The organism is Streptomyces atratus (genome assembly GCF_040655115.1).
GTDB classification, from domain to species: domain Bacteria; phylum Actinomycetota; class Actinomycetes; order Streptomycetales; family Streptomycetaceae; genus Streptomyces; species Streptomyces atratus_D.
The window spans coordinates 1-18,684 of record NZ_JBFAJH010000042.1 but is presented as its reverse complement, the minus strand read 5'-3'; the positions used below and the strand labels follow the sequence as shown (position 1 = coordinate 18,684).

11 protein-coding genes are annotated in these 18,684 nt (G+C 67.6%); 5 read left to right on the top strand and 6 right to left on the bottom strand.

Features of this window, described 5'->3' with window-relative positions; translation table 11 throughout:
* Positions 1–153: 153 nt before the first annotated feature.
* A complete protein-coding gene (locus AB0I23_RS31400) occupies positions 154–1,665 on the top strand; it encodes an amino acid permease (RefSeq protein WP_359114385.1) in 1,512 nt (503 codons plus the stop codon).
* Between the two features lies 1 nt (position 1,666).
* Here AB0I23_RS31400 and AB0I23_RS31395 read toward each other — a convergent pair whose 3' ends face one another.
* On the bottom strand, positions 1,667–2,077 hold the full coding sequence (locus tag AB0I23_RS31395; RefSeq protein WP_359114383.1) for an NTP pyrophosphohydrolase: 411 nt from the start codon (positions 2,075–2,077) through the stop codon (positions 1,667–1,669).
* Positions 2,078–2,115: 38 nt separating this feature from the next.
* The gene (locus AB0I23_RS31390; protein ID WP_359114381.1) at positions 2,116–3,219 is read right to left on the bottom strand and encodes an LCP family protein; all 1,104 of its coding nucleotides are present in this window, start codon (positions 3,217–3,219) and stop codon (positions 2,116–2,118) included.
* 315 nt (positions 3,220–3,534) lie between these two features.
* On the opposite strand from AB0I23_RS31390, the gene AB0I23_RS31385 reads away from it, so the two are divergent.
* The 4 genes from AB0I23_RS31385 (at position 3,535) to AB0I23_RS31370 (ending at position 12,520) form a co-directional block, all read left to right on the top strand.
* Positions 3,535–4,611, top strand: coding sequence for a hypothetical protein (locus AB0I23_RS31385; RefSeq protein WP_359114379.1), 1,077 nt, complete (start codon positions 3,535–3,537; stop codon positions 4,609–4,611).
* A gap of 323 nt (positions 4,612–4,934) precedes the next feature.
* The gene (locus tag AB0I23_RS31380; RefSeq protein WP_359114377.1) at positions 4,935–8,792 is read left to right on the top strand and encodes a bifunctional glycosyltransferase/CDP-glycerol:glycerophosphate glycerophosphotransferase; all 3,858 of its coding nucleotides are present in this window, start codon (positions 4,935–4,937) and stop codon (positions 8,790–8,792) included.
* 89 nt (positions 8,793–8,881) lie between these two features.
* The gene (locus AB0I23_RS31375; protein WP_359114375.1) at positions 8,882–10,882 is read left to right on the top strand and encodes a glycosyltransferase family 4 protein; all 2,001 of its coding nucleotides are present in this window, start codon (positions 8,882–8,884) and stop codon (positions 10,880–10,882) included.
* 102 nt (positions 10,883–10,984) lie between these two features.
* Positions 10,985–12,520 carry a hypothetical protein gene (locus tag AB0I23_RS31370; RefSeq protein ID WP_359114373.1) on the top strand — a complete coding sequence of 512 codons (1,536 nt, stop codon included), beginning with the start codon at positions 10,985–10,987 and terminating at the stop codon, positions 12,518–12,520.
* 30 nt (positions 12,521–12,550) lie between these two features.
* On the opposite strand, the gene AB0I23_RS31365 is transcribed toward AB0I23_RS31370, so the two are convergent.
* From AB0I23_RS31365 to AB0I23_RS31350, 4 genes are all read right to left on the bottom strand, one after another.
* Positions 12,551–13,483: an endonuclease/exonuclease/phosphatase family protein gene (locus AB0I23_RS31365; protein ID WP_359114371.1), complete on the bottom strand. Its 933-nt coding sequence runs from the start codon at positions 13,481–13,483 to the stop codon at positions 12,551–12,553.
* 65 nt (positions 13,484–13,548) lie between these two features.
* A complete protein-coding gene (locus AB0I23_RS31360) occupies positions 13,549–15,687 on the bottom strand; it encodes a 3-hydroxyacyl-CoA dehydrogenase NAD-binding domain-containing protein (RefSeq protein WP_359114369.1) in 2,139 nt (712 codons plus the stop codon).
* Complete coding sequence (locus AB0I23_RS31355; protein WP_359114367.1) at positions 15,684–16,928, bottom strand: thiolase family protein; 1,245 nt, start codon at positions 16,926–16,928, stop codon at positions 15,684–15,686. Before AB0I23_RS31355 ends, AB0I23_RS31360 begins: the two co-directional genes overlap by 4 nt.
* Positions 16,929–17,264: 336 nt before the next feature.
* On the bottom strand, positions 17,265–18,539 hold the full coding sequence (locus AB0I23_RS31350; RefSeq protein ID WP_359114365.1) for a ribonuclease D: 1,275 nt from the start codon (positions 18,537–18,539) through the stop codon (positions 17,265–17,267).
* Positions 18,540–18,684: the final 145 nt, after the last annotated feature.

The following is an 18,684-nucleotide window of genomic DNA, read 5'->3' as shown; positions in this document are numbered from 1 at the left end:
GCGACCGACGAGCGATACGGCAGATGGGCCGGTCGGCCACCCTGTACGGGTGGTTCGACCGGCCCATTCGCGTGAAATCGCCCGGTGCGGAGCCTTCCGTTACCGAGGGGGTCCCAATCATGGCGTACACGACGAGTGCGTGGAGGTACGCCGGTGACTGCCCACCAGGACACACCACCCAGGAAGGAAGGACTGTTCCGGACCAAGACGGTCGAGCAGTCCATCCGCGATACCGAGGAACCGGAGCACGCGCTCAAGAAGTCACTCTCCGCCCTGGACCTCACGGTCTTCGGAGTGGGTGTCATCATCGGCACCGGCATCTTCGTCCTCACCGGCAAAGTGGCGAAGGAGACGGCGGGACCCGCCACCGCCCTCGCCTTCGTGGCCGCGGCCATCGTCTGCGCGCTTGCCGCGCTCTGCTACGCCGAGTTCGCCTCCACCGTGCCCGTCGCCGGCTCCGCGTACACCTTCTCGTACGCCTCGCTCGGCGAACTCGTCGCCTGGATCATCGGCTGGGACCTGGTGCTCGAATTCGCCCTGGGCACCGCGGTGGTGGCGGTCGGATGGTCCGGCTACGTCCGCTCGCTGATGGACAACGTCGGCTGGCACATGCCCGACGTGCTCTCCGGGACGGATGCGGCAAAAGGATTCGGCTTCGACCTCCTGGCCTTCCTTCTGGTGCTCGTCCTGACCGTCGTCCTGGTGCTCGGCATGAAACTCTCCGCCCGGGTCACGACGGTCGTGGTCGCCATCAAGCTGGTCGTCGTCATGATCGTGATCCTCGCGGGGCTCTTCTTCATCAAGTCCGCCAACTACTCGCCCTTCATCCCGCCGGCGCAGCCGCAGCCGGCCGGCTCCGGACTGAGCGAGCCATTGATCCAGCTGATGTTCGGCTACGCACCGACCAACTTCGGCGTCCTGGGGATCTTCACCGCGGCCTCCGTCGTCTTCTTCGCCTTCATCGGCTTCGACGTCGTCGCGACGGCCGCCGAGGAGACCAGGCTCCCGCAGCGCGACATGCCGCGCGGCATCCTCGCCTCGCTCTTCATCTGCACGGTGCTCTACGTCGCCGTATCGCTGGTGGTCACCGGCATGGAGCACTACACCGAACTGTCGGTGAGCGCCCCGCTGGCCGATGCCTTCAAGGCCGTCGGCCATCCCGTCTACGCCGGGTTCATCAGCTTCGGCGCGGCGGTCGGCCTGACGACGGTGTGCATGATCCTGCTGCTGGGGCAGACCCGGGTGTTCTTCGCGATGAGCCGCGACGGGCTGCTCCCGCGGTTCTTCTCGAGGACGCACCCGAGGTTCGGCACCCCGTACCGCCCGACCATCCTGCTCGGCGGGATCATCGCGATCGTCGCGGCCTTCACCAGCATCAACGAACTGGCGACGTTGGTGAACATCGGCACGCTCTTCGCGTTCGTCGTCGTCGCGCTGGGCGTCATGGTGCTGCGCCGCACCCGCCCCGATCTGCACCGTGCGTTCCGCACCCCGTGGGTGCCGGCGCTCCCGATCCTCTCGGTGGCCGCGTCGGTGTGGCTGATGCTCAATCTGCCGGCCGAGACGTGGCTCCGGTTCGCCATCTGGATGGTCATCGGCGTGATCATCTACTTCGCGTACGGACGCAGCCACAGCCGGATCAACCTCGAGACCGGCCGTCCGTGAGTCAGTCCGTACGCGACGGCGGCAGCGGCCGTACGGCACGGGGGCCCGCGCACTGAGTCCCGTACGCCTCCACCCGCTGCCGCAGCTCCCGGTCGGCGGTGACCACGACACAGCCGTGGCCCGCCGACCGAGCCGCTTCGGCCGCGACCAGCTCGACGATCAGGTCGTCCCCGCTCCCGGGCGCCGACTCCACCCGTACCCCCGGCACCGACGCGACACCGCGGGCCGCGCCCTCGACGACCAGCACCAGCTCGACGGGGCCAGGGTGCCCGGGCAGACCGGCCGCGGCGAACGGGACCAGGAAGTCCCGCAGCCGCTCGGCCGCGCCCCGCCGGTCCCGCCACCACCCGTCGGGTACCGAACCGACCACATTCGCCCCGTCGACAATCACCAGAGTGCGTTCGCTCCGCATGCCGGAAGCGTGTCACGCACCGGCCGGAGCACGGACCGTCAGCCGCCGGTGGCGGGGGACTTCTTCGCCGACTCCGGGATCGTGCCGTCCTTGCGGATCGCCTTCCAGAGGTCCCCGGCCTGCGGCTGGGCCGCCACCACACGGTTCGGGTCCTGCTTGTCGTACTCCACCGGAAGCATGATCGTTTCCATGGTGCTCGGGTCGACACCATTCATGGACCGGCCGAAATCGGCAAGGGACTTCAGTGAGGCGAGCCCGGAGTCCGTGGTCAGCGACTTGGTGGCCGAGTTGGCGATCCTGTACGAGTTCGTCGGACTGCCCAGCAGGTCCTGCGACTTGACCTCGCTCAGCAGGGCAAGCATGAACTGCTGCTGGAGCCCGATCCGGCCCAGGTCGCTGCCGTCGCCGATGCCGTGCCGGGTGCGTACGTACGCGAGCGACTGGGTGCCGTCGAGCTTGTGCGGGCCCGCCGTGAGGTCGAGGCCGGACGACTTGTCGTGAATGTCCTGCGGAACATCGACGGTGACGCCGCCTATCGCGTCGACCAGATCCTTGAACCCGGCGAAGTTGATCTCCAGGTAGTGGTCGATCCGCACCTTGGACATCTTTTCGACGGTCTTGACCACACAGGCCGGACCGACTTGCGAGTAGACGGAGTTGAACATCACGCGGTTCGCCGACGGTACGGCCGAGCCATCGGCCTTGGTGCACTCGGGCCGGGTGACGAGGGTGTCGCGCGGAATGGACACGGCGACGGCCCTGCTCCGGCCCTCGGGTATGTGCACCACCATCGCGGTGTCGGACCGCGCACCGCTGACGCTGCCACCGCCGCCCAGTTCCTTGTTCTCGGCGCCGGCCCGCGAGTCGGAGCCGAGAACCAGCAGGTTCTGACCGCTGGTCGGCAGCTTCTCCGGACGGTCCTCCCCCAGAGCCTTGTTGATGTCGACGCCCTTGATGTTGCCGTCGAGGTTGCTGTACAGCCACCAGACGGTTCCGCCCGCGGCGAGGAGCAGCACGAGAAGGACGCCAAGGGTGATCTTGAGACCCTTGTGCTTGCGCTTCTGTTCCTTCTTGCGGCCGTGGTTCGTTGCTTCCGCCCGTCGTGAGGCACTGGGGCCCGGGGGCATGGCGTCGTGGCTCATCCTGCTCGAGTCCCTTGATCTCGTGGCCCGTGAGGGCCTGGGTGGAGTTGGACTCGGGTGGGGGGAGGAGCCGGTCCGATTTTTTTGTGGTGGATGAGAACTATAGACAGTCCATCGAGTGCGCGTACGAGTGCTGGGCGGCCCGCTGAGGTGGTGCGGGGGCGCCCCGTCGGCGGGACGGGCCGATCACCGCAGCTCCGAGCCCCGGACGCCGCCTCGTTGCAAGGGTCTAAGATGTGGCAGATTCGAAAGCACTCGCGATATGCCGTGGCGTGATGTACCGGATGCCAGTTCTGGAAAGGTGACGGCGGAACCATGCTCGGACGTGATGCCCGCGCGATCTCAGAGGGCGCACCTGCTGCGCAGACGTTGAACGGTATCTGGCTCACCCGTGGCAAGGACGGCCGTCTCACCACATACGTCCATACCGAGGACGGTCTCCGTCGTTGGACGCAGGACCGTCCGGGGGGCCGGGAATGGGTCTCTGAAGACCTGGCGACGGTGGGGCGTCTGACACATCTGTCCCTTGTTCAGGACGCTAATGCCTACGTCCACTTCGTCGGCCGGCGTGAGCGCGTCGTCGGCTCCACCGTGACCGCCGACATCGTGTACGCGACCCAGTACCAGACCGGGCGGCCCGTCTCGGCGTGGCACTCGCTCGGCAATCCGCACAAGGACGCGGCAGGGGGGCATCGGATCGGTGCCCCCACCGCTGTGGTGAGCGAGTCGGGCGACGTCCACATCGCTCTCCGGAACGCGGGCGGCGGACTGATGTTGCGCCGCGAGCGGGCCGACGGCAAATGGCGTGGCTGGGAGGACCTTCGCGGCTCACACATCAGGGGAGTTCCCACGGCGGTCGCGCTCGCATCCGGGGGCGTCGAGATGTTCGCGGCAACCAACGGCGGAACGCTGCACTGGCAGCAGAAGGAAGCCGGTGGGGGCTGGAACGAGGCTCAGCCGTCACGGCTCGCCGTGCGGGCGGGCACTCTGGCCGCGCTGGAGACAGCACCCGGCCGGGCCACCTATTTCTGGACCGACCCCGCGGGCGGTGTCGTGGCCTACCGTGCGGGGGCCTGGCCCATGGCCCTCGGCGGCGCCCCGGGTGACGGCCCGCACGCGGTGATCCGGGCGGCCCTGGACGGGTACGACTGCACCGTGCTGGCACACCGGGGAATCAACGGCACGGCTGCCATTGGTCTCGGCGTGACCGAGAACGAGGCCAACGGTGTGTGGTGGTCGGACACCGGGGTGCCCTGTCTGGCAACCCCCGCGTTGGCACACGACGCCTTCGGTCGGCTCGTGATGGCAGTGATCGGTGAGGGCGGGGCTCCGCGACTGGCTCTTCAGACGGATGCACCGGGTCTGACGCTCGACGAGTGGCACGCCATCTGAGGCGGAGTCTTGACGCGGTCGCGATTCCGAGAGGAATGAGCCGAGTCCCTACCGTGGTCGGATGGTTGTACGGCCGACGCCATGACATGAATCACGTGCGCGAGTCCAGTGTTCTGACTGGATCGCCACGTGACCCGCACATTGACATCCTTTAATGTTCATTTAAGATTTGAGTCTGGTGCTACAGCTTCGAGAGTTGAACGACCGGCGATCGAAGGGGACCGACTCTGAGCCAACGGGGCTTGGGCGGCGAGGGCAGTGCGCAGAGTTGGATCTTGGTGGTGGCCCGGTGCTCACCGCTGCCGTGAACTGGAGTGTGAAGCATGGCCGATGGGCCGCGTCTGAGTGTCATCGTCCCGTTCCAGGACGTTGAGATATACCTCGACGAGTGCCTGGAGTCCATTGCTCGCCAGACATTTCAGGACTTCGAAGTCATCATGATCGATGACGGCTCGACCGATCGATCCACGGAAATAGCCCAGGAGTTCTGCTCACGAGATCCGCGCTTCCGGTTGATACGCCAGGAATCCCAGGGGCCCGGCCACGCCCGGAATACTGGGCTCCGTGCCATGCACCCGGCTGGCGAGTTCTTGGTGTTCGCGGACGGCGACGACGTCATTCCCGAGTACGCCTACGAATTGCTGATACGGACCCTCTCGGAGTCCGGTTCGGATTTCGTCTCCGGCAACGTTCAGATGATGAACTCCACCAAGAAGTGGCAGTCACCCCTGCACAAGGGGCCGATGCAGCGTGACCGCCGCGGCACCCACATCACGCGGTTCGAGGCGCTGATCTACGACCGGACCGTCTGGAACAAGGTATTCCGCCGTTCCTTCTGGGACTACCACTTCATTCAGTTTCCGGAAGGCGTCCTCTACGAGGACTCCTGGGTCAACATGTTCGCGCACTTCAAGGCGCGGAAGGTCGATGTCATCACCGATATCGTCTACTTCTGGCGTCGTCGGGAAGGCGGCGCGGCGCCGTCCATCACCCAGCGGCACACAGAGGTCGACAATCTGCGGGACCGGGTCGCCGCCGTGATGTCCGTCAGTCGCTTCCTGGGGCAGCACCGGTCACGCTCGTTCAAGGAGCACAAGCGCAAGTACGACCTCGCCTGCCTCAAGTCCGACCTCATGCTCCATCTGAAGGTGCTCCCCGACGCGGACGACGAATACCGCGACGCCTTCATGCACTGGGCGCAGGAGTTTCTGAGCGAGGCCGACGGCGACATCATCGAGGAACTGCCCGCCGACGCCCGGGTGAAGTGGCTGCTCGTCCATCAGGGGCGGCTCGACGAGCTGCTGGACGTCGTCGAGTTCGAACGCAAGGGCGGGCCTCTGCCGGTACGCCGTCGACTGCACCGGTATCTTAATTACCCGCACCTGGGGAACCGCAAGACAGGTCTTTACAAGAGCGACTACCGGCTCGACAAGGAACTGTCGCCCTACAGCTCTCTCACCGGTGCTCGCTGGGACGCCGAATGGCTGACCCTGACCGGTTCGGCCTATGTCCGCTTCATCAACGTGCACAAGCGACACATGTCGACCAAGGCATTGGCGCTGCGGAACAAGAAGACCGGCAACAAGATCATCAGCCTGGCGAAGACCACGTACTACCCTCAGGCGACCGAGCACTCCAACCAGAACCGCTACTGCTACGACTGGGCGGGCTTCGAGAGCCGGTTCGACACCACTCGGCTCAAGAAGAAGGGCGAGTGGGTCGAGGGGACGTGGGATGTTGCCGCGGGCGTGTTCAGCCGTGGTCTCTTCCGGTACAAGAGCATCGGGCGGGGCGGTGCGGGAACGGCCGCCAATCCACCGTATCGCTACGTCGACAAGAACACTCGCATCGTCCCCCTCTTTGTGCAGGGCGGTCTGAAGCTCCGCGTCGAGATCGTCCGCTGCCGCATCACCCGGCACCGCATCGTGGGGGAGAACCTGGAGCTCAGCGGCGTCTATCTGGGCCCGAAGGTCCCGGAGTGGGGCAAGCTCCGGGTGGTCAGTATGAATGGTGCGGGCCGGCACGACTCCTGGCTGTCGTTCAAGCCCGGTGGCGAGGGCTGGTGCACCTTCGTCACCCGTGTTCCGCTGCGCAACCTGGTACCCGGCTCGCGGGCCGACGGGGACACGTCCGTACCCCAGGCCTGGACCATGGGCAGCAACGGCTGGAAGATGACCGTGTACATGGAAGGCCGCAAGGCGCCGCTGTACCCGGTGATGGCCGAGGAGACCGCGGACGGCCACTACCGCATGCCGGCGAAGCTGCAGACGGAACAGGGCGACCGGGAGATCGTCGTGCACCGGAACGGCTCGGGCTACGTGGTGCTCTTCGAGCGTGACGTACTGCCGATGGTCACCGACCACAGCTGGCACGAGGACGGCTCGTTGGAACTCATCGGCCACTACCCCTGCGCGGATCTGCTGTCGCCGGCCGAGCATAGTTCTGCCCATGTGGTGGTCAGGTCCCGGGCCCACGGTGCCGAGAGGGCCGTACCGCTGGAGTGGAACGGGCGCCGCTTCCGCTGTGTCGTGACTCCTGCGGCCATGCGTACACTCGCGGGAGCCATCCCGCTGGCCGCCGGCCGGTGGGACTTCTACTTGCGCCGACAGGATCCTTCGTCCGTGGCCCCGACCGACCGGTCTCCCGATCTCATGCTCAAGATCGAGCAGGATCTGATCGGCACTTTCCCGCAGGAGATCGAGGTGCGGGGGCGCGGTTACGACCTCCAGGCGGAGGCGTACGACCGGCTCTCGCTCCTCGTCCGGTCCGCGATGGCTGAGGACGCACGGGGCCCGTACCGGCAGAAGCTGCTGCGGACCCAGTCCTATCCGCAGGCTCGTCGTCGCGAGATCAAGCCGGCAGTGTTGTTCGACGCCTTTAAGGGCACGCAGTACTCGGACAGCCCGCGCGCCGTCCATGAGGAGATGGTCCGGCGAGGGGTCGACGTGGAGCACCTGTGGGTCGTCCGCGACGACCAGGTCGAACTGCCGCCCACGGCCCGGCCCGTGCGCATGTGGTCCCAGGAGTGGTACGAGGCACTGGCGACCTCTCGCTACATCGTCGCCAACAACCACCTTCCGGACTGGTTCGAGAAGCGTCCCGAGCAGGTCGTTGTACAGACCTGGCACGGCACCCCGCTCAAGAAGATCGGTCATGACATCGAGGCGGTGCACTTTGCCGACCAGCGGTATCTGGAGCGGGTCGCGAAGGAGGTGCAGAACTGGGACATGCTGGTGTCCCCCAACAGCTTCTCCACTCCCATTCTCAAGCGGGCCTTCCAGTTCCCCGGCGAGATGGTCGAATGCGGTTACCCCCGCAACGACCTCCTGCGGCGCCCGGGAACGGGGGGCAGGGCCGCGGAGATCCGGCGACGCATCGGCCTGCCGGCCGGCAAGCGCATCATCATGTATGCCCCCACCTGGCGCGACGACCAGTTCTACGCTCCCGGAAAGTACAAGTTCGACTTCCGGATCGACCTCGAGGACGCTCGTGCACGGCTGGGTGCCGACCATGTGCTGATGGTGCGTCGCCATCCGAACGTGGTGGACCCGGTTCCGGGGGCCGGGGACGGTTTTGTCTTCGATGTCTCCGACTACCCGGACATGGCCGATCTGTCGCTGATCACCGACGTGATGATCACGGACTATTCGTCGCTGATGTTCGACTACGTCAACACTGGGCGTCCGATCCTGTTCTTCACCTATGACCTGGACCACTACCGCGACACTCTGCGGGGCTTCTACTTCGATTTCGCGAGCAGTGCTCCGGGCCCACTGGTGTCCGAGTCGGCGGAGCTGATCTCGGCGGTCCGTGACATCGACCGCATCCAGGTGATGTACGCCGATCGCTACCGCTGGTTCCAGGGCCAGTTCTGCGATCTCGACGACGGATATGCCTCGGCCCGTCTGGCAGACCGCATTCTGGTCGCCGGGGGCGACCTCACCCCGGATCGGGCCGTGGCCCCGGCTGTCGGCACGGTGCCGGTCGGGCATCGTGCTCCCGTCCGAAGAATGCTGGAGCATACGCAGCCGATACAGCAGGTCCAGGAGTCTCCGCAGTCTTTCCGGCGCCAGGAGCCTCGGCAGCCCTTCCCGGTCGAGGACCAGCACATCCGTCAGCCGGCACCACAACGCATGGCAGGCGCTCCCGGCGAGCGTGTCTACGAGGGAGTGATCATGTGAGGCGGTGGCTGTCCCGCGGCGCAGCCCGATGCTGCTTCGAACTCGCCCCTCGTGCGGCACGCGCCGCCTGACCACGGAGACCGACGTCTGTGAAGATCGCCTTTCTGCTGCATGACGCCTATGGGATCGGCGGCACGGTCAGTGCCACCCTCAACCTGGCCGGTGCGCTTGCCAAGCGCCATGAGGTCGAGATCGTCTCCGTGTTCCGCACTCGTGACACTCCACAGGGGAATCTGGAGCCCGGGGTCCGGCTGACTCCGCTGGTTGACATCCGTGCCAACAGCGCGGACAAGGACCACCAGCTGTCCCGTCAGCCGTCAGTCGTGAGCCCGCGCAGTGCGTCGTTCTCGCAGCTGTACAACGCGCTCACGGACCAGCGGATCGGCCACTACCTGGACGGGACCAGCGCCGAGGTCGTCATAGCCACCCGGCCTGTTCTGCTCATGTATCTGTCGCACTTCGGCGAACGCGACTACCTCAAGATCGGTCAGGAGCACCTGACGCACGACTCGCAGATCCCGGAGCAGCGCGAGCGACAGAATCAGATCATCCCGGATATGGACGCCTTTGTGACCGTGTCCCATGCCGATGCCGAGATCTATCAAAAGGTTTTGCCGCATGCTGCGTCCCGGATTCTCTCCATCCCGAATCCGGTAACTCTGCCGAGCGTGATGCCCGCGCAGAGCGGCCAGCGGATCGTCGTGGCCGCAGGACGACTGGTGAAGGTCAAACGGTACGACGTTCTCGTCCGCGCCTTCGAGACCGTGGTCCGCAATCGGCCGGACTGGAGTCTGCGGATCTACGGCTCCGGCAAGGAAGAGCAGGCCCTGCGCGAGCTCGTGATGGAGCGTGGGCTGTACAACCATGTACGGCTGATGGGCGCGCATTCACCGATGGAGACCGAGTGGGCCAAGGGCGAGATCGCTGCCGTCACCTCGGACAACGAGTCTTTCGGCATGACGATCGTCGAGGCCATGCAGGTTGGCCTCCCGGTGGTCAGCACCGACTGCCCGCTGGGGCCCCGCGAGATCATCCAGCACGGGGTCGACGGTTTCCTGGCCGTGCCGGGGGACCCCGAGTCGGTGGCCCAGGCCCTGTTGGCGATCATCAATGACGACCAGCTGCGCCGACGCATGAGTGAGGCGGCCCGGCAGAATGCGTATCGCTTCGCCCCGGACGTTATCGCACAGCGGTACGAGGAACTCTTCGACCACCTCGTCACCAACCGCGTCCGCCGATCGGTGCGGCCTGTGTCGCGGATCTTGGCCCAAGGGCGTCTCATCGCGGCCCCCGGAGGAGCGTTCCGGCTTCAGTTGAAGGTCACCGGCGAGGCCGCGACCGGTTACGAAGTGGGAATCAAGCTCCGCGACAGCCCGGAGATCCGCATGGTCCCGCTGGTCCCGGGGACGCTCATCAAGGACGCCCGGGGGCAGCTGTGGACGGAGGTGACGATCGATCCTCGCCTGCTGCGTCCGTACGAGGGCACGTGGGACCTCCGGCTGCGAACCCCCGACGGCCTGGACGAGCGCATCGTGGCCGAGGGAGTGGAGACCCAGCACCTCAGCGGACAGGCCCCCTGGCTCGACGGGCGGGGGGTGTCCTCTGCCATTCCCTATCGAACGATCGACGACTTCATTGCCCTGCGTACGTGGTATCGAGCCGCCCATGCGGAGATCGGGCACGTCGTAGTAGGGGAAGGCGGCACCCGGATTCATGCCAGCCTTCTGCTCCCGCAGCCGGCGCCGGGCGGAGCCTTGCCCCAAGCGGTTCTGCGTCATCGCACCGACAAGAGCGTGGAGTTCGCCGTTCCGGTCCAGCTCCTCGGAGCCACCGAGATCACCTTCACCGTTCCACACCGGGAGTTCCTGGCCCGTCGCATCGGTGCCACCGATATCTGGGACCTGTGGATCGGGGTAGGGGCCGGAGTCCCGGCGGCGCGGGCCGGCCGCATCGGCGGTGACATCATCCGCCGTAAGCAGACCGACCGTTTCCCCTCGTCACTGGACCAGTCCGACCTAGGTGTCGCGCACAGAACGGTCGCATATATCACCGACGACAACGATCTCTCGTTTTCGGTGAAGCATGCATGATTCTTTTCACGTCGCGCCGAGAGTACACGGTGACGCCTGAGCCGCCGCGAACCGGCACACGCCGTGTGCGCCCGCTCTGTACGAGATTGGAACCCCGGAGCCTTGTCTAAAGCAGCCTCAGGCCGCGTCCTCCACACCGGTATCGATGCTTCAGGGCCGTTCCCGGTCGAGTACCGTTTCTCGCACGCCAGGAACGGCAATCAGCACTTGGTAGTCGTCTTCGCCAACTTCTCGGTCCCCGGGGACTACGGATGGTCGAACGGTGTGTTCGACACTCTTCGGTCGAATGTCCTGTGGATCCGTGATCGGTTCCATGGCAAGAACAGCTACTACCTCTGCAAGGGCATGGACTTCGGGCTGGAGCAGTCGGTCGCCGGCCTCATCTCGAACGTTCTCAACTCGCTGGGCCTTACCCCCGACCAGTGCACGATGTGGGGCGGCTCCAAGGGCGGCAGTGCCGCGCTCTACTTCGGGCTGAAGTACGGGTTCCGGAACATCGTGGCGATGGTTCCGCAATTCCGCATCGGCACCTACGTACTTCAGTACCCTTCCATCGCGCAGCACATGATGGGAGAGGTCACCGAGCAGAACACCCGTATCATCGACGACGCCATCCCGAGCCTGGTGCGGGCGGGGGCGAACAGGAACGCCAACATCTACCTGCTCTCGTCACCCCAGGACGAGCAGTACAAGGACCAGGTGGAACCTTTCTTGTCGCTCTTCGGGGGTTACGAAAACCTCAACTTCATCTTCAGCGACTCCCCTCACATCGTCGATCACGCTCATGTGACCGGCAGGAACCTCCCCGTCCTCATGGGGCTCGTGAACTTCCTCATCGACGGGATAGCACCGAGGTACGGCTTCGTGCGCAGCGGCGGCGAGCGGCCCGACGCCGACAGGTCCGCCATCGACGCCTACCTCAAGGCGACCTCTCAGGTGCAGGAGGACTTCGCCGCACCGGTGATATTCACTCCGGCCGCCGGGCAGACGATGCACGGACAGTCGGTCACGTTCACCGGTTCCGCGCGGGGCGCTGCGCGGCTCAGCATATGGGAGCACGGCAAGTTCCTCGGTGCGCCCGAGGTCGCGGCTGACGGCTCGTGGACGTGGGACCTCGGCCGGCCCTGGAGCGTGGGCAAGCACGCTGTCCGCGTACTCGGGGTGGACCTGGCCGGCTACCACTCGCAGCGCGCTGAGGCCGCGTTCACCGTGGCCGCGGCGCCGGAGGAACGGACTCGGCCCATCGACAGCGGTGACAGTGGGTCGGTCGCACCTCCGGGTCAGGGGATGCAGGCCACGCGGCCCACCGCCGCGCAGCCCGCCCCCGGGCCGGTGGTCGCCGTGCCCGCCCCTGGCCAGCAGGTGCCGGGACCGGTCATCGCCCTCATGGGTTATGCGCGCGGGGCGGTGCGGGTGGAGTTCGTCGAGGACGGTATGCGTCTCGGTATGGCCCAGGTTGCGCCGGACAGCAGCTGGTCCTGGGAGTCGGGCTGGTCCTGGACCGAGGGGCCCCATACCGTGGAGTGCCATGCCGTGGACACGGCCGGCAACGAGTCGCAGCGGACCGTGGTGACGTTCGGCGTGGTCAACGCCTACGCCTCACCTACGCCGCAGCAGCACACCGCTCCCCGCTACTGACTCACCGCTGCCGGGCAGGGAAGCAGCGGATCAGACGGTCGCGATCTGCATGATCAGCGCGAGGTGGTCCGACGCCTCGGTCGCGCGCACGGAGCAGTGGGTTCGCGGCAGCGCAGTGAACAGATAGTCCACCTTGTGACCGGAGAGAAGTGTGGCCCTGCCGCCGCGTGAGGAGGCCGACGCCTGGTCGCACTCCCGATAGCGGAGGTAGGCCTCCGCGGGCCAGATCCGGCGGTTTTCGTTCGCGGCCGAGGGCGGAGCGATGTTCAGGTCGCCGCCGAACACCGTGCGCTCAGTGGCCGCAACCACCAGCGACTTCAACTGGTCGTCGCGGAACTCCCAGTTCGGATGCGCCCGGTCGCTGCCGGGCAGGCTGAGGTGTGCGTTGCACACCCGAACTCTGTGGGTGGCGACTGTGGCGCAGAGGATTCCCCGATGCAGTCCGACAGCCGGCTGTTGTGTGGGCAGTGCCGAGGCGCCGGCCAACGATGAGAGGGCGAGGATCGCAAGCCCGGCAGGCCCCTGGCGGTGCTCCCCGCACCGTACTTCGGTGCGTAGCCCCTCGGCGTCCCGGAAGGTGTAAGGCCGGAAGGTGCTGCGCCAGCCGTTCCCCAGCTCCCTCCGCGCGGTAGCGAGGTCCCCGGCACAGACTTCCTGCAGCAGGAACACCCGTGCCCCGTCGGCCGTGGCCAGCCGTTTCAGAGCCCGGATCTTCTGTGCGCCGCTTCCGGTGTTCTGGCAGTTCCACTGCTGTACACCGCACATGTTCCAGGTGGCGATCCGCAACTCTCCCGGTGCCGGGTCCGAGGGCCTCGCGTGCGTGGTGAGAAGCGGGTTCGACCACACGAGGAGGACCAGGGCCGAGGCCATCAGGACGGGCCAGCGGAGCGGGAAGCGGGCCAAGGCTCCTCTGAGCAGTGTTCTGACAGGAGGCAGCATGATCCGGTCTTCCCGCTCGTCCATGGCCCGACGCGGACGGGCCGTACGGGAAATGATCTCGTACGGCCCGTCCGCGGGGAAATCGGCAGTTACGCCGGAACGCTCGCCACACCCCGCTCCAGGAACTTCTTGCCGTTCACCCGCTCCGAGACGCCCTCACGGTCCAGGTACGGCGTGATGCCGCCCAGGTGGAAGGGCCAGCCCGCGCCGGTGATGAGGCAGAGGTCGATGTCCTGGGCCTCGGCGACGACGCCCTCGTCCAGCATCAGGCCGATCTCCTGCGCCACCGCGTCCAGGACGCGGTCGCGGACCTGCTCCTCGGACAGGACGGTGTCGCCCTGCTTCAGGAGTGCGGCGACCTCCGGGTCCAGCTCCGGCTTGGCAGGATTCTCGGCGGAGTAGACGTAGAAGCCGCGCTTGCCGGCCTTGACGACCGCGGCCAGGTTCTCGGAGACGGTGAAGCGGTCCGGGAAGGCGCGGTTCAGGGTCTCGGAGACATGCAGACCGATGGCCGGGCCGACCAGCTCGAGGAGCACCAGCGGGGACATCGGCAGGCCGAGGGGCTCGATGGCCTTCTCGGCGACCTCGACCGAGGTGCCCTCGTCGATGACGTTCTGGATCTCGCCCATGAAGCGGGTGAGGATGCGGTTGACGACGAACGCCGGGGCGTCCTTCACCAGCACCGCGGTCTTCTTCAGCTTCCGAGCCACACCGAACGCCGTGGCCAGCGAGGCGTCGTCGGTCTTCTCACCGCGGACGATCTCCAGCAGCGGGAGGATCGCGACCGGGTTGAAGAAGTGGAAGCCGACGACCCGCTCGGGGTGCCGCAGCTTCGACGCCATCTCGCTGACCGAGAGGGACGAGGTGTTGGTGGCGAGGATCGCGTGCGCCGGGGCGACCGCCTCGACCTCCGCGAACACCTGCTGCTTGACGCCGATCTCCTCGAAGACGGCCTCGATGATGAAGTCGGCGTCGGAGAAGCCCTCGGCCTTGTCCAGCACACCGGTGACCAGGGCCTTCAGGCGGTTGGCCTTGTCCTGGTTGATCCGGCCCTTGCCGAGCAGCTTCTCGATCTCGGCGTGGACATAGCCCACACCCTTGTCGACGCGCTCCTGGTCGATGTCGGTCAGCACGACCGGCACCTCCAGGCGGCGCAGGAACAGCAGCGCCAGCTGAGAGGCCATCAGACCGGCGCCGACGACGCCGACCTTGGTGACCGGGCGGGCCAGGTTCTTGTCCGGGGCACCGGCCGGGCGCTTGGCGCGCTTCTGGACCAGGTTGAAGGCGTAGATCCCGGAGCGCAGCTCGCCGCCCATGATCAGGTCCGCGAGGGCCTGGTCCTCGGCGTCGAAGCCGGCGCTCAGGTCGCCGTCCTTCGCCGCGGCGATGATCTCCAGCGCGCGGTACGCGGCCGGGGCGGCGCCGTGCACCTTGGAGTCGGTGATGGCCTTGCCACGGGCGACGGCCTGGTCCCAGGCGTCACCGCGGTCGACCTCGGGGCGCTCCACCGTGACCGTGCCGTTCAGCACGTTCGCGGTCCAGATCAGCGACTGCTCCAGGAAGTCCGCACCCTCGAAGATCGCGTCGGCGATCCCGAGCTCGAAGACCTGCTTGCCCTTCAGCTGGCGGTTCTGGTTCAGCGAGTTCTCGATGATCACCGAGACCGCGCGGTCGGCGCCGATCAGGTTCGGCAGCAGGGCGCAGCCGCCCCAGCCGGGGACCAGACCGAGGAAGACCTCGGGCAGCGAGAACGCGGGCAGCGCCTTGGAGACGGTGCGGTACGAGCAGTGCAGACCGACCTCGACACCGCCGCCCATCGCCGCGCCGTTGTAGTACGCGAACGTCGGGACCGCGAGACCGGAGAGGCGGCGGAACACGTCGTGGCCGCCCTTGCCGATGGCGAGCGCGTCGTCGCGGTTCTTCAGCAGCTCGACGCCCTTGAGGTCGGCGCCGACCGCGAAGATGAACGGCTTGCCGGTGATACCGATACCGGTGATCGCACCCTCGGCGGCCTCCTTCTCGACCTGGTCGACGGCGGCGTTCAGGTTCGCCAGCGACTGCGGTCCGAAGGTCGTCGGCTTGGTGTGGTCCAGGCCGTTGTCCAGAGTGATGAGGGCGAACCTGCCCGCACCCGCCGGGAGGTCGAGGTGGCGTACGTGCGCCTGCGTGACGACCTCACCCGGGAACAGCTCGGCCGCACCCTTCAGAAGCTCATTGGTCGAGCTCACTTGTTGCCTCCGTCGAAGTTCGGGTTCTCCCAGATGACCGTCGCGCCCATGCCGAAGCCGACGCACATGGTGGTCAGGCCGTAGCGGACGCTCGGCTGCTCCTCGAACTGGCGGGCCAGCTGCGTCATCAGACGCACACCCGAGGAGGCCAGCGGGTGACCGTAGGCGATGGCGCCGCCGTACTGGTTGACACGCGCGTCGTCGTCGGCGATGCCGTAGTGGTCGAGGAAGGCGAGCACCTGGACGGCGAACGCCTCATTGATCTCGAAGAGACCGATGTCACCGATCGAGAGCCCGGCCTTGGCGAGGGCCTTCTCGGTCGACGGGATCGGGCCGTAGCCCATGACCTCCGGCTCGACACCCGCGAAGGCGTACGAGACGAGGCGCATCTTGACCGGGAGACCGAGCTCGCGGGCGACTTCCTCGGCGGCGAGCAGCGAGGCGGTGGCGCCGTCGTTGAGCCCCGCGGCGTTACCGGCGGTGACGCGCCCGTGGGCGCGGAACGGGGTCTTCAGACCCGCGAGCGACTCCAGCGTGGTGCCCGGACGCATCGGCTCGTCGGCCGTGACCAGGCCCCAGCCCGTCTCACCGGCCGAGCCCGCGGCGGAGCCGCTATCGGCTGCAGCGGTGCGGCGCACCGAGATCGGCACCAGGTCCTGCTGGATCGTGCCGTTGGCGTACGCCTTGGCGGCCTTCTCCTGCGAGCGGACCGCGTACTCGTCGGCGCGGAGCTTGGTGATCTGCGGGTACCGGTCGTGCAGGTTCTCCGCGGTCATCCCCATGAAGAGGGCGGACTCGTCGACCAGCTTCTCCGACACGAAGCGCGGGTTCGGGTCCACGCCCTCGCCCATCGGGTGGCGGCCCATGTGCTCGACACCACCGGCGACGACGACGTCGTACGCGCCGAAGGCGATGGAACCGGCCGACGACGTGACGGCGGTCAGGGCGCCCGCACACATGCGGTCGATGGAGTAGCCGGGCACCGACTGCGGCAGACCGGCCAGGATTCCGGCGGTCCGGCCCAGCGTCAGGCCCTGGTCGCCGATCTGCGTGGTCGCGGCGATGGCGACCTCGTCGATACGGGCGGGGTCCAGGTCCGGGTTGCGGCGCAGCAGCTCCCGGATGGCCTTCACGACGAGATCGTCGGCGCGGGTCTCGTGGTAGATGCCCTTCGGGCCCGCCTTGCCGAACGGGGTGCGGACGCCGTCGACGAAGACGACGTCCCGGATGGTACGAGGCACGATGGCTCTCCTCCAGGGTGCGGGATGGCACTGCTGCGGAGCACGCCCCAGAGGCGCGCCGCATACCCTCATGCTACTTGTGAGTAACCAGACTGCCCACCCCCCACGGCGGGAGGGGTGAAGGTCACATGCGGGCGGGGCGGGCGCGCGGCCGATTCACCCTCCATTGCCGGACAGGCCGGGCAGGCCGGACGGGCCGGACAGGCCGGACAGGCCGGACAGGCCGGAAACGCCGATCGCCGGGCGGGCTCGCAATGAGCCCGCCCGGCGATCGGCGACACGGTGCGGCCGCCGCGGGCCGCCCAACCTGGCCCGAATCCGACCTCGGGAAACCGCTCAGGCGGCCTCGGCCAGCGCCCGGAGCAGCAGCGGCGCCACCTGTTGGACCTGCCAGCGCCGCGCCCCGTACGCGACGAGCGCGTCCTCGATCGCGCCGGGCGTCGGACTCTTCGGCGGTTCCCAGCAGATGCGGCGCACGGTGTCCGGCGTGATCAGGTTCTCCTGCGGCATGTGCAGCCGCTCGGCGAGCTCCGACACCGCGGCGCGGGCCGCCGACAGCCGCGCGGCCGCCGCCGGGTCCTTGTCCGCCCAGGAACGCGGCGGTGGCGGGCCCGCGAGAGGCTGGCCCGGCTGAGGGAGCTCGGCCTCGGGCAGGGCCTTGGCCCGGTCGACGGCCGCCTGCCACTGCTCCAGCTGCCGCCGTCCCATCCGGTGGCCGAAGCCGGGCAGGGCGGTGAGGGCCTGGACGTTGGCCGGCAAGGAGAGGGCCGCCTCGACGATCGCCGCGTCGCCGAGCACCTTGCCGGGCGAGATGTCGCGGCGCTGCGCGACCTGGTCACGGGCGTTCCACAGCTCCCGTACGACCGCCATCTGACGGCGACGGCGTACCTTGTGCATGCCGGACGTGCGGCGCCACGGGTCCTTGCGCGGGGGAGCGGGCGGCGCCGAGGCGATCGCGTCGAATTCCTCCTGGGCCCACTCCAGCTTGCCCTGCCGGTCGAGATCCCCCTCCAGGGCGTTGCGCAGATCGATCAGCAGCTCGACATCGAGCGCGGCATAGCGGAGCCAGGGGTCGGGCAGCGGGCGGGTGGACCAGTCGACGGCGGAGTGTCCCTTCTCCAGTGCGTAGCCGAGCACGTTCTCGACCATCGCGCCGAGGCCGACCCGCGGGAATCCGGCCAGCCGGCCGGCGAGCTCCGTGTCGAAGAGCCCGGTGGGGGTCATCCCTATTTCGCGCAGGCAGGGCAGGTCCTGGGTGGCGGCGTGCAGGATCCACTCGCTGCCCTGCAGCGCCTCGCCGAGCGACGACAGGTCGGGGCAGCCGACCGGGTCGATCAGCGCGCTGCCCGCACCCTCGCGGCGCAGCTGCACGAGATAGGCGCGCTGGCCGTAGCGGTAGCCGGATGCGCGTTCGGCGTCGACAGCGACGGGACCGGTGCCTGCGGCGAAGGCCGCGACCACCCGGGCGAGGGCGTCGTCCGAGGCCACCACCGGGGGAATGCCCTCGCGAGGTTCGAGCAAGGGGGTCGGCGCCGGGGCGACGTCGTCCGGGGGAGCGCCCCCGGTGGTTCGCAGTGAAGTGTCTGCTGCGGTCTCTTGGGCGTCGGTCACGTGTCAAGGGTATCTGTGTATGTACGGCGCCCGTCGACGGAACGTTCCGTCGACGGGAGTGGCGGGGGGGCGAGGGGTTTGGGGGGGTACGGTCCCACGCGCGCCCCCGACCCGAAACCCCCCACCCCCCCCCCGGGGCCCCCCC

Coding starts and splice junctions, on each gene's coding strand:
- AB0I23_RS31395 (WP_359114383.1), bottom strand. CDS start 2,077: ATGCGGAGCGAACGCACTCTGGTGATTGTCGACGGGGCGAATGTGGTC.
- AB0I23_RS31390 (WP_359114381.1), bottom strand. CDS start 3,219: ATGAGCCACGACGCCATGCCCCCGGGCCCCAGTGCCTCACGACGGGCG.
- AB0I23_RS31385 (WP_359114379.1), top strand. CDS start 3,535: ATGCTCGGACGTGATGCCCGCGCGATCTCAGAGGGCGCACCTGCTGCG.
- AB0I23_RS31380 (WP_359114377.1), top strand. CDS start 4,935: ATGGCCGATGGGCCGCGTCTGAGTGTCATCGTCCCGTTCCAGGACGTT.
- AB0I23_RS31365 (WP_359114371.1), bottom strand. CDS start 13,483: ATGGACGAGCGGGAAGACCGGATCATGCTGCCTCCTGTCAGAACACTG.